The sequence below is a fragment of the Rhodoflexus sp. genome (genome assembly GCF_053489755.1).
Window position 1 is genome coordinate 38,482 of sequence record NZ_JBRCHD010000054.1, and the last position, 11,060, is coordinate 49,541.

The 11,060-nt window shown below is 47.4% G+C and carries 11 protein-coding genes; 5 read left to right on the forward strand and 6 right to left on the reverse strand.

The genetic code is table 11. The features are described 5' to 3' along the window. Positions 1–408 carry a thiol-disulfide oxidoreductase DCC family protein gene (locus tag ACWIP2_RS12605; protein WP_448520295.1) on the forward strand — a complete coding sequence of 136 codons (408 nt, stop codon included), beginning with the start codon at positions 1–3 and terminating at the stop codon, positions 406–408. Here the strand turns inward: ACWIP2_RS12605 and pyrE are convergent. The 3 genes from pyrE to ACWIP2_RS12620 all read right to left on the reverse strand — a co-directional run bounded on the left by pyrE (position 403) and on the right by ACWIP2_RS12620 (position 3,229). After that, on the reverse strand, positions 403–1,041 hold the full coding sequence (gene pyrE, locus ACWIP2_RS12610) for an orotate phosphoribosyltransferase (RefSeq protein ID WP_448520296.1): 639 nt from the start codon (positions 1,039–1,041) through the stop codon (positions 403–405). The two genes, ACWIP2_RS12605 and pyrE, sit on opposite strands and share 6 nt — an antisense overlap. 232 nt (positions 1,042–1,273) lie before the next feature. After that, positions 1,274–2,521 carry a competence/damage-inducible protein A gene (locus ACWIP2_RS12615; RefSeq protein WP_448520297.1) on the reverse strand — a complete coding sequence of 416 codons (1,248 nt, stop codon included), beginning with the start codon at positions 2,519–2,521 and terminating at the stop codon, positions 1,274–1,276. A 45-nt stretch (positions 2,522–2,566) separates the two neighbouring features. Further along, positions 2,567–3,229 carry a DUF2461 domain-containing protein gene (locus ACWIP2_RS12620; protein WP_448520298.1) on the reverse strand — a complete coding sequence of 221 codons (663 nt, stop codon included), beginning with the start codon at positions 3,227–3,229 and terminating at the stop codon, positions 2,567–2,569. Between the two features lie 98 nt (positions 3,230–3,327). On the opposite strand from ACWIP2_RS12620, the gene tsaE reads away from it, so the two are divergent. From tsaE to ACWIP2_RS12635, 3 genes are all read left to right on the forward strand, one after another. Next, a complete protein-coding gene (gene tsaE / locus ACWIP2_RS12625; RefSeq protein ID WP_448520299.1) occupies positions 3,328–3,789 on the forward strand; it encodes a tRNA (adenosine(37)-N6)-threonylcarbamoyltransferase complex ATPase subunit type 1 TsaE in 462 nt (153 codons plus the stop codon). Beyond that, on the forward strand, positions 3,782–5,020 hold the full coding sequence (locus tag ACWIP2_RS12630; RefSeq protein ID WP_448520300.1) for an alanine dehydrogenase: 1,239 nt from the start codon (positions 3,782–3,784) through the stop codon (positions 5,018–5,020). The genes tsaE and ACWIP2_RS12630 overlap by 8 nt, the downstream gene beginning before the upstream one ends. 258 nt (positions 5,021–5,278) lie before the next feature. Next, positions 5,279–6,721: a hypothetical protein gene (locus tag ACWIP2_RS12635; protein ID WP_448520301.1), complete on the forward strand. Its 1,443-nt coding sequence runs from the start codon at positions 5,279–5,281 to the stop codon at positions 6,719–6,721. Between the two features lie 162 nt (positions 6,722–6,883). Here ACWIP2_RS12635 and nqrF read toward each other — a convergent pair whose 3' ends face one another. From nqrF to obgE, 3 genes are all read right to left on the reverse strand, one after another. Then, positions 6,884–8,185: an NADH:ubiquinone reductase (Na(+)-transporting) subunit F gene (gene nqrF, locus ACWIP2_RS12640; protein ID WP_448520302.1), complete on the reverse strand. Its 1,302-nt coding sequence runs from the start codon at positions 8,183–8,185 to the stop codon at positions 6,884–6,886. A gap of 119 nt (positions 8,186–8,304) precedes the next feature. Beyond that, positions 8,305–8,964, reverse strand: a complete 660-nt coding sequence (locus ACWIP2_RS12645; protein WP_448520303.1) for a phosphatidylserine decarboxylase family protein — start codon at positions 8,962–8,964, stop codon at positions 8,305–8,307. Continuing rightward, on the reverse strand, positions 8,961–9,998 hold the full coding sequence (obgE, locus tag ACWIP2_RS12650) for a GTPase ObgE (RefSeq protein ID WP_448520304.1): 1,038 nt from the start codon (positions 9,996–9,998) through the stop codon (positions 8,961–8,963). Before obgE ends, ACWIP2_RS12645 begins: the two co-directional genes overlap by 4 nt. A gap of 100 nt (positions 9,999–10,098) precedes the next feature. On the opposite strand from obgE, the gene ACWIP2_RS12655 reads away from it, so the two are divergent. Beyond that, positions 10,099–11,060, forward strand: a 962-nt coding sequence (locus tag ACWIP2_RS12655) for a deoxyhypusine synthase family protein (RefSeq protein ID WP_448520305.1), incomplete at its 3' end; no start/stop codon positions are given.

The window sequence follows — 11,060 nt, forward strand, 5'->3', positions numbered from 1 at the left end:
ATGTATCGCTGGGAATCTGAATCGGTCGTATTGTTTGATGGTGCATGCAACCTGTGCAACGGCATCGTCAATTTTCTAATAGATGCAGACCGCCGGGGGCGGCTGAAATTCGCCTCGCTGCAATCCGAAACAGGGCAGGAGGTGCTGCTGCGCTTTGGCATGGATACAACAGACTTGGATACTTTTGTTTTTTACACAGACGGGAAAGCATATACGCGCTCGCGTGCGGCAATAGAGGTTGCTCGCAAGCTCGGTGGGCTGTGGCAGATCGCTTATGTGGGAATTATGATCCCGCCGTTTATTCGCGACGGGATCTATCGTTGGGTTGCTAAGAATCGCTACCGCTGGTTTGGCAAACGCGATGCCTGCCGAATGCCCACGCCCGAACTGAAAACCCGCTTTCTATGATTGCCACCAAACTTCAGGGGCTTTGCGCCATTCCTGTAGCGATGCCATATCCTCTTCTGTGATCAGATCTTGAGCTACAGCCTCTATAAGCAGCGTCGGATAGGTACACAGCGTGTAGAGGGGCACTTCTGCCTGTTCAAAATTCTGTCTGGTTAGGTCAAAATCGTAGCTGAAAGTTGCCAGCATACCGTAGGCTTCCATTCCTGCATTGCGGATAGCTTGCGCAGCTTTGAGGCTGCTGCCCCCTGTAGAAACCAGATCTTCGACCAGCAGCACCTTAGCGCCCGGCATAATTTTACCTTCAATCAGATTCTCCAAGCCATGACCTTTGGGTTTGGGGCGCACATAGAGGAAGGGCAGATTGAGCAGGTCTGCCAGAAGCGTACCTTGAGGCACTCCTGCCGTAGCTACCCCTGCGATAGCTTCTGCCTGCGGAAACACTTCACGAGCAGCATTAGCAAGCGCCTCTTTGATATAGCTGCGAATGTGCGGGAAAGACAACGTAAGCCTGTTATCGCAATAAATCGGTGATTTCCAGCCTGATGCCCATGTGAAAGGTTCGTGTGGGCTGAGCCTAACCGCGCCAGCTTCCAGCAGCAGCGCAGCAATTTTTTGTGCAACAGTAGTATTCATGCCCAAAATTACACTGGCGACAACAGTTTTGTGCTATTGAAAAGCTTATCCAATTATGAACTGCATGATGGGTAAATCGAGGCTGTCCAAAAAGTAACATGAGTCTGTGATTTGTTAATCACGTGATAACCAAATAGCTACAGGCTGAAGTCTGTGCTAGATTCAGCCTTCTTGGACAGCCTCAAGTAGGTGGCGCATGTTACCGATAAATTGTATCAATATGAATCTTGCGTTAGCAAGTCAGTTGCTTTCTTACCAAATCAAGAATGGCGTTGCAGGTCAAACTGATGTTGAGGCTGCGCTCTTGCGCAAGGGCAAGTTTTTTGGCGATGACCTGCGCGCCGTCTGCATAGCCAATCCAAACCGTGCCGACGGGCTTTTCGGGCGTGCCGCCGTCGGGGCCTGCGATGCCTGTGGTGGCGATGCCGATGCTTGCCCCATAGCGAATGCGCACATTTTCAGCCATTTGCCGCACGGTTGCTTCGCTCACTGCGCCATGAGTTGCCAGCGTTTCAGGCAGTACGCCGAGTTGCGAAACTTTCACCTCGTTGCTATAAGCTACAATTCCTCCTACAAAATAGCGGCTTGACCCCGCGTGTTGAGTGAACTGATGGGCGATATAGCCGCCCGTACAACTCTCGGCGGTGGCGATGGTTTTACCTTGCTGGAGCAGCAACTTGGCTACTGTGGTTTCTATTTCGTCATCGTCGTATCCGTAGAAGTGTTTGCCGATCAGGGCTACAACTTTTGCCGTTTCGCGGTCAATCTCTGCTTGCAATGCCTTTTTGTCTGTGCCGATGCCTGTCAGTCGCAGGCGCACCTGCCCCATGCGCGGCAGATAGGCAAGTTTGAGGTGCGGCGGCAGCGATAGTTCCCATTCCTCTATCAAATCGGAAAGGGTAGATTCGGGAATATTGATGGTTTTAATCATCCGATGGATGATGTGCGGGGTTTCAAACCGCGTTTGTAGCATGGGCAACACGGTTTCTTTCATCATTTTTTTCATTTCGTAGGGAACGCCGGGCAAAGAAACAAACACCTTTCCGTTGCGCTCGAACCACATGCCGGGCGCCGTGCCAATCAGGTTTTGCAGCGTTTTGCAGTTAGCCGGCACATAGGCTTGCTGGCGGTTGGTAGGCGTAACTTCGCGCCCGCGCGCGCTGAACAGCCGCGTGATATTGTCCAATACCGATTGGTCAAATACGAGCGCTGCGCCGAAGTACTCAGCTAAGGTGCGCTTGGTAACGTCGTCTTTGGTGGGGCCTAAACCTCCCGTCATCAAGATGATGTCCGCTACGGCTTCGGCGGCTTGCAAAGCGTTTAAAATAGCTTCCGTTGAGTCGCCGATAGAGGTTTTGCGGACGGTGCGCACCCCAATTTTGTCTAACTCGGCGCTCATCCACTGCGAGTTGGTATCGGTTATCTGTCCGTAAAGTATTTCATCGCCGATGGTAATTATTTCGGCAAGAACTTGTTTCATGGTGCTGTGTTTTGAAGATTTGAAATTATACCTATTTGACCGAATTTAGCTAATATCTGCTACGGCACGGTTAAGAAAATCTACTAAGGGTTGCATCGCGGCGATACTTTCCATGATCTGTTCATCGAGATTGCTTGCCAATATCTGCGTGTCTGTCAGCGGCTGAACAGCAACAAAACTTTTGTGTTTGAGAAAAGTAATCTCGGGATGATCGGCAGGATAGCCTTTAGGTGCTGTTTTCAAAGTATCGCCGGAAAGTTTGCCAAAACGCTGGACAAAGGCGGGGGCTTGTACAATGGCGCGGAATTCGGCAGCGTTGTAGTCTATTTCTTGACGGATTGCCTGCAACATTGGCGCGGGAGGCATCCAGCAGCCGCCTGCTATGAAACTTTCGCCCGGCTGTATGTGGAGGTAATAACCTGCAAGGGGCGACTGCTTGCCACCCTTGCAAAAATAAGCCCCCAGATGTACTTTATAGGGCGTTTTATCGGGCGAAAAGCGCGTGTCGCGATAGATGCGAAACACACATTCTTTGGCTTTTTGGTTCGCAAAAGCCGGCTCGCGTATAGCCAGTCGCTGCAATAAGTTTTCGACAAGCTCCAAAAAGTCGGCCGCTGCTTGCTCGTAGCGTGGTTTGTGTTTGGCAAACCACTCGCGGCTGTTGTTTGCTTTCAGGTCAGCAAGAAAATCCAAAGCGGCTTGTTGCATAAGATTGGTAAATTAGCTTTGTCAAAGGTAAGCGATCCTGTAAAGTATGAGACGCGCGATAATGATTATTTTTATTTACTTCTGTAACTTTGTTAGAAATGGACTTTTTGACGCATCAATCTTGTTCGGAAGCACTTCGGTTAGTTTGCCACCACATAGGTGAGTTGGATGCGATTGCCCGCACATTAGCCGATTTTGCGCAACAGCATACCATCTGGCTCTTCGAGGGCGACCTTGGCGCAGGCAAAACAACCTTGATCCAGCACCTTTGCAAGCTATGGGGAGTGCAAGAAAATGTCTCAAGTCCTACTTTTTCTTTAGTCAATGAATATGCACTGCCGGGCACAAATGCCACCGTTTTCCATTTTGATTTTTATCGCCTTAGCAACGAGGCAGAAGCCATAGACATTGGCGTAGAAGAGTACTTTTATTCGGGTAATCGCTGCCTGATAGAGTGGGGTAGCCGCATTGCCGGACTAATTCCACCCCAAAATTTAACAGTCCGTATAAGTACGGCTTCTGATTTTTCGCGCATTATAGACCTTTACCGATATGACTGATCATCTGAAATCTGAAATGAAGCGACTCGCGCAGGAACACCGTTTGTTCCACCCGCAGGAAAGGCTTGTTAAGGTACAGGAAAGCAACAAACGCTTGGTAATAGGTCTACCCAAAGAGATCGCCTATCAAGAAAACAGGATTGTGCTTCGCCCTGAATCGGTGCGCGTACTAATTGCCCACGGGCACGAGATCTACATCGAATCGGGTGCGGGCCTTCCTTCGCGCTACTCCGATACCGACTACAGCGAGGCTGGTGCACAAATAGTTTACTCGCCCGAAGAAGTTTTTAAGGCAGATATTGTCTTGAAGATAGACATGCCCACCCCGGCAGAAATTGAGATGATGTCGCACCGCGCAACCCTGATCTCATCTTTGCCATTAGCCAAAGTTACGCAGGAATACCTGCATGCCGTCAATCGGAAAAAGTTGACAGCCATTGCCTACGAAATGATCGAAGATGAAGTCGGCGGCTTGCCGCTGGTACGTGCGATGAGCGAAATTGCAGGCAGTACCGTCATGCTGATAGCTGCCGAATTACTTAGCAACACAAGTGGTGGCAAAGGCATTATTCTGGGTGGCATCACGGGTGTTCCCCCTACCAAAGTGCTTATTTTGGGAGCAGGCACCGTTGCCGAATATGCGGCTCGTGCTGCGCTTGGGCTGGGAGCTTCTGTCAAAGTTTTTGATGACAGCCTCTACAAATTGCGCCGTCTGAAACACTCCCTCGGCGACCAGCAACTCTACACTTCTACTATCGAAGCCACGACGCTTGCACGCGCCCTGAAAACTACCAACGTTGCCATTGGCGCTTTGCGTTCGCAAAACGGGCGATCTATTTGTGTGGTAACTGAAGAAATGGTCAGCCAAATGCGCCCCGATGCTGTAATCATTGATGTCAGCATAGACAATGGCGGCTGCTTTGAAACCTCGCGACTAACTTTCCACGACGCTCCGACCTATCGTCGGTATGGGGTAATTCACTATTGTGTTCCTAATATTGCCTCACGTGTAGCCCGAACAGCAACCAAAGCCATTAGCAATATTTTTACACCTTTGCTCAGGCAAATGGGCGAATATGGCGGAGTGGATGAAATGATTTACATGGATTCGGGTTTTGCCAAAGGAGTTTACAGCTATTCAGGTGAATTGACCAACGAATACATCGGGCGTAAATTCCATATGAAACATAAAGAACTGTCGCTCATTATTGCTGCAGCCACTCGTCAGTAAGTTTCATGTATGTTTTGCAAGTAATTTTTTATTACCAGACGCGCTATTTTGCCTTTTTTGCCCAAAGGGCCTGTTAAAAACATTATGTAATAAAAACCGATTTTTAAATACTTTAGTCAGTTAGGCACCGAAAAAGAACTGTTTTTATTAGATTAGTCCTATTTATAAAAAAAATTAGTTTACCACAGGAGTAAATTTGCGCAAAATTATGCAAGAGTTGCTACCTTCGCGGTAAGTACTTTTTAACATTAGGTTGTAATGGCAAAGCTCAAAAATATTATCAAGCAGCTATCTAACAGAGACTACGAAATAATTTACAATTCCCTGCTGGAAAGCAATGCAGAAAAGTCTGCCACACTGCTACGATCAATGCGCGAAAAGCAGCAATCCGACAATAAAATCATGGAAGAACTGGATGTAAATACCAATGCGTATTACACCCTGCGCTCGCGCCTGAACCAAAAGATCGAAGAGTACCTGCTACAGCAAATGGAAAGCCCCCGCACCGACCTCTTGAAGCGGGTAGCCAACATCAACGAGACTATTTTTACGCGCAAAAGAGCGATCGCAATTGCTACGCTGAAGCGTTTAGAGCGCGAACTGCTCGACTACGATCTGTCTAACGAACTGATCATTGTTTACAAGCATCTCAAAAAACTGCACATTAACTCCCCGGATTATTTTTCGTACTCACAAGCCTATAACCGCCACGTTGCTTACATGCTGGCAGTAGATAAGGCAGAGGATATGCTGGCAGATTATTTCAAAAAATTCGGCATCTATACGCTCACGGGTGATGAAATTGACAAAATGCAACTGGTTCTTCTTAACGAAGAGATGGGCAACATTGCAAAAATGTACGAGTCGCATCGCTTGTTTGTCTATCAAAGCTGTATGAATATTTTCCATCGCCTTTTTGTAGAGGAAGACAAGCCCACAGACGATCACGAGCCGATAGAAGATATTATAGACAACGTACATAAAAAGTTTACGCAGTACGGATTAGACCCGATTTATCACCACCTAAAGCTGGTATTTGAGTACCTGCGGCTCGAATATTACAATCACTACAAAGTTTTTAAAAAGGCAGAGCGCTATTTCGAGGATGTGAATGACTCTGCTGCCTTGCTGCTTGCTAACTATTCGCTCTACACTTTCCCTTCGCAATTCCTGATGACTAAACTTGAGCGCAGCATACGTTTGGGCATCGAGGGACACCTGTATGAAGAAAACGAGATGCTTTTCAATGATTTTGAGTTGGATGAAGAAAATATCCCGCAGTACATCAACTATATGACCTACAGAGCTATTTGCTGCTATTATGCCGAAAAGTACGAAGAGGCAGCCCGCTGGCTCAACACGCTGCTTAATGCTTTCAGCCTGAAAAAATACCAACACGCAACTATCGAAATTAAGTCGCTGCTTGCGCTGCAATACTGTCTTATGGGCGATTTTGAACTATTCAAACAGTTAGTTAATAGCATTCAGCGACAGATTAGGATGCTGGGCAAAGACGAATGTCCGCACATCGTTATTTTTCTCAAGATTTTGCGTGTAGCCGTCAGCGATGCTAAGAAAGAAAAGTCTGTGAAGATCAGGTCGCTGGCAGCACGTATATCCTCGGGAGGACGCAAACTGTTTTCGCCTACCAAATACATCCTGTTCGATGAGAAATTAGTGAACAAGTTTGTCAATCTCTGATAGATCACCGGCATAGGTTACAATATAAAAGAAACTGTCCAAAAAGTAACATAGACTTTAGTCTGTGATCGTTGAAATACTTGATAATCAGATGGCTACAAACTGAAGTCTGTGCTACATGTAGTCTTTCTGGACAGCCTCTTTATTGGGGTTTAGATTGGACTATCCGCCGAAATCGTCAAATGCTACGTTTTCCGGTGGAATACCGAAATCATCGCACATTTTGAGCACGGCTGCATTCATCATAGGAGGGCCGCAGAAATAAAACTCGATTTCCTCAGGCTCAGGATGCTTGGACAGATAGTTATCAATAAACACTTGGTGGATGAAACCTACGAATCCATCACCTTCCCCGTCAATGCTGTCTTTTACTTTCCAGTTATCTTCCGGCAATGGCTCAGAGAGCGCAATGTAATACTTGAAGTTAGGAAACTCTTTCTCTATAGCACGGAAATGCTCGGTGTAGAATAGCTCGCGTCTGGAGCGTCCACCGTACCAGTAAGAAACCTTACGGTCTGTTTTCATTGTATGGAACAGGTGGAATATGTGCGAACGCAGAGGAGCCATACCTGCACCACCACCAATATAAACCATTTCTCGCTTGGTTGGCTTGATAAAGAACTCGCCATAAGGCCCCGAGATAGTTACTTTATCGCCCGGTTTGCGTGTAAACACGTAAGATGAGCAAATACCCGGGTTGACATCCATCCACTTATTGTTGGCACGATCCCATGGTGGGGTTGCAATACGGATGTTCAACATGATGATGTTACCTTCTGCCGGATGGTTAGCCATTGAGTAGGCACGGAAAACAGGCTCAGGATTTTTCATCTTTAGATCCCACATCTTGAATTTATCCCACTCGGGTTTGAACTTATCAGGGCCCGCAGGATCTTCCGGATGCGGCTCAATATTGATGTCTTTAAAGTCCACCTCGATTGGAGGTACGTCTATCTGAATGTAGCCGCCTGATTGGAAATTAAGTACCTCACCTTCCGGTAACTTAACAACAAACTCTTTGATAAAAGAAGCTACGTTGTAGTTCGATACTACCTCGCACTCCCACTTTTTAATACCAAAAATTTCTTCGGGCACGTGGATGTGCATGTCTTGCTTTACTTTTACCTGACATGCAAGACGTACTTTTTGTTTCTGCTCAGCACGGCTCAAATGTCCAACTTCAGTTGGCAACACATCGCCGCCTCCGTCTTCTACTACGCATTTGCACATGGCACAAGTACCACCACCACCACAGGCAGAAGGTAAAAAGATTTTTTGATTGGACAGGGTCGTCAATAAAGTAGAACCTGCCGGAACAATGAGCGGATGGGCTTCGTCTCCGTTAATTACGATCTTTACATTACCGGACTGTACCAATTTTGCCTGAGCAAAAAGCAACAGCAATACCAGCAAGGTGATAAGCACCATAAATGCAACGATAGACGCTATTACAACTGTTGTCATCGAAAGTGATTCGTTTAAGATTGGTTCACAAATATACGCACTCTAAAATATTTAATAAATTCCTAACCGTTTGTTTAGGCACATAGTTTGGAAGGGCAGTGAATATTTCCCTGTAAAGTTCAGGCAAGTTCTGCGATAATTGTCTTACCGGCAGTGGTTGTCTGGTTCATTTGTACGGTGATTTTTGCGTCGAGCGGCAGAAAAATATCTACGCGAGAACCGAATTTGATAAAGCCGAATTCTGAACCTTGTACGACGCGCTGCCCTTCTTCTATGTACCAGCAGATGCGGCGGGCGAGTGCTCCGGCGATCTGGCGCAAAAGAATTTCGATGCCTGCATTGTTCTGCACAACAATTGTGGTGCGTTCATTGTCTGTACTTGCCTTCGGATGCCATGCTACTAAATATAATCCCGGGTGATAGCGAAAGTATTTTACCACGCCCGACATCGGATTGCGGTTTACATGTACGTTGAAAGGCGACATGAAGATGGATACCTGTTTGCGCTTATCTTTAAAGTATTCGTGCTCAATTGTTTCCTCAATTACCACTACTTTACCATCGGCAGGCGCTATGATCTTGCCTTCCTGTATTTGTATATCTACGTGCGGATTTCGGAAAAACTGTAGTACAATCAGGAAAAGGACTAAGCTAATGAGCAGCACGATGTTGTGTATAAGCTCTTGTCCAGGTAGGAAATAATGCAGTGCTACGTTTACAGCGGTCAGTACAACTAAGGTCAGCAGTAGCGTAGGATAGCCTTCGCGGTGGATCGTCATAGTTTTAGCAGATTCGTTTTAAATTCTTCTTGAGGCTGATTTTCGTCTTGAATAGCTTTCCAGAGCATGTCTTTGAGTTCCTGTAAGCCTTGCTGGGCAACGGAAGAAATGAATACTGCCGGTACTCCTTCGGGTAGTTCGCGGCTCATGGCTTCTTTTAGCTCATCGTCTATTAGGTCGGCTTTGGTAACTGCCAGCAGTCGTTTTTTGTCGAGCAATTCGGGATTATATTTGCGCAGTTCATTGAGCAGAATATTGTATTCTTTGGCAATATGCTTGCTATCCACAGGCACCATGAACAGCAGCACAGAGTTGCGCTCGATGTGTCGCAGGAAGCGCAACCCCAGCCCTTTGCCCTCGGCAGCCCCTTCGATGATCCCGGGAATATCTGCCACGACAAAGGAACGCCCGTCGCGGTAGCGCACTACGCCCAAATTGGGTGTAGTAGTAGTAAATGGATAATCGGCTATCTCAGGTTTCGCTGCCGAGATAACCGAAAGCAAGGTGGACTTACCTGCATTAGGAAATCCTACCAGCCCGACATCTGCAAGCACCTTAAGCTCCATAATTACCCATGCCTCTTCAGAAGGCTCGCCGGGTTGTGCATAGCGCGGCGCCTGATTGGTGGGGGTTGCAAAATGCTGGTTGCCCAGTCCGCCGCGTCCGCCTCTTAGCAGTATAATCTCTTGACCATCTTGCATAATCTCGGCCATTTTTTGACCTGTTTCGGCATGCCTGACAATAGTTCCGATCGGAACTTCGACGATCAGGTCGTCGCCCTGTTTGCCGCTGCAATTTTGTCCGGTGCCTGCTGCACCATTCTGCGCTTTGAGATGCTTGGTATATTTGAGATGCAGCAGTGTCCAAAGCTGTGCATTGCCGCGCAGAATAATATGCCCGCCCCGTCCGCCGTCTCCCCCGTCAGGTCCGCCTTTGGGGACGTACTTCTCGCGGCGGAAATGCACTGATCCTGCCCCACCCGCTCCGGAGCGACAGTAGATTTTGACGTAGTCTATGAAATTAGGTGATGACATTCTCCCTTAAATGGGACGCAAGTTAGTCATTTATGGCTAATTTCGCGGCACAAAATTATTACTTGCTGATAATCAACAACTATTCACCATACTCCAAATCATGGCTACGAAAGGTCCGATTTCACAATTTATTGAAAAAAATTACCGCCATTTCAATGCCGCTGCGCTGGTAGATGCTGCTAAAGGCTACGAAGCGCATCTGGAAAAAGGCGGCTTGATGTTCATGACGCTGGCAGGCGCGATGTCTACCGCCGAGCTGGGCATTTTGCTAGCTGAAATGATCCGACAAGGAAAAGTACATGCGATTACCTGCACAGGCGCCAACTTAGAAGAAGATGTATTTAATTTGGTTGCGCACAATTTCTATAAGCGCATCCCTCGTTATCGCGACCTAACCCCTGCTGAAGAATGGGATCTGATGGAAAACGGTTTTAACCGCGTTACTGATACCTGTATTCCCGAAGGTGAGGCTATCCGCCGCATAGAAAAGCATATTTTTCAACTCTGGAAAGGGGCTGAAGACAAAGGTGAGCGCTATTTGCCACACGAGTTCTTCTACCAATTGCTCAAAAGTGGTGTGCTGGAGCAGTACTACCAAATCCCTCCTGAAAACTCATGGCTGCTGGCTGCCTGCCAGCGCAATCTCCCCGTTTTTGTACCGGGTTGGGAAGACTCTACGCTGGGCAACATCTTTGCCTCTTACTGCATAACAGGCGAACTGAAACCTTCCACGATGAAGAGCGGTATCGAGTATATGACTACGCTGGCACAATGGTATATCCAAAACCACAAAATAGGCAACGGTATCGGCTTCTTCCAAATCGGTGGCGGCATTGCAGGTGATTTCCCTATCTGCGTAGTACCCATGCTGAAGCAAGACTTGCAAATGGATGAAATCAGTTTCTGGTCGTACTTCTGCCAGATTTCGGATTCTACAACCAGCTACGGCTCATACAGCGGCGCGGTTCCCAACGAGAAAATTTCATGGGGCAAACTGCACATCGAGTCGCCTTCTTATGTCATTGAATCGGATGCTACAATTGTTGCCCCGTTGATTTTTGC

Excerpts from the sequence above, each read along its gene's own strand:
- obgE (WP_448520304.1), bottom strand. The coding sequence starts at position 9,998 with ATGTCATCACCTAATTTCATAGACTACGTCAAAATCTACTGTCGCTCC.
- ACWIP2_RS12645 (WP_448520303.1), bottom strand. The coding sequence starts at position 8,964 with ATGACGATCCACCGCGAAGGCTATCCTACGCTACTGCTGACCTTAGTT.
- ACWIP2_RS12635 (WP_448520301.1), top strand. The coding sequence starts at position 5,279 with ATGGCAAAGCTCAAAAATATTATCAAGCAGCTATCTAACAGAGACTAC.
- ACWIP2_RS12630 (WP_448520300.1), top strand. The coding sequence starts at position 3,782 with ATGACTGATCATCTGAAATCTGAAATGAAGCGACTCGCGCAGGAACAC.
- tsaE (WP_448520299.1), top strand. The coding sequence starts at position 3,328 with ATGGACTTTTTGACGCATCAATCTTGTTCGGAAGCACTTCGGTTAGTT.
- nqrF (WP_448520302.1), bottom strand. The coding sequence starts at position 8,185 with ATGACAACAGTTGTAATAGCGTCTATCGTTGCATTTATGGTGCTTATC.
- ACWIP2_RS12605 (WP_448520295.1), top strand. The coding sequence starts at position 1 with ATGTATCGCTGGGAATCTGAATCGGTCGTATTGTTTGATGGTGCATGC.
- ACWIP2_RS12615 (WP_448520297.1), bottom strand. The coding sequence starts at position 2,521 with ATGAAACAAGTTCTTGCCGAAATAATTACCATCGGCGATGAAATACTT.
- pyrE (WP_448520296.1), bottom strand. The coding sequence starts at position 1,041 with ATGAATACTACTGTTGCACAAAAAATTGCTGCGCTGCTGCTGGAAGCT.
- ACWIP2_RS12620 (WP_448520298.1), bottom strand. The coding sequence starts at position 3,229 with ATGCAACAAGCCGCTTTGGATTTTCTTGCTGACCTGAAAGCAAACAAC.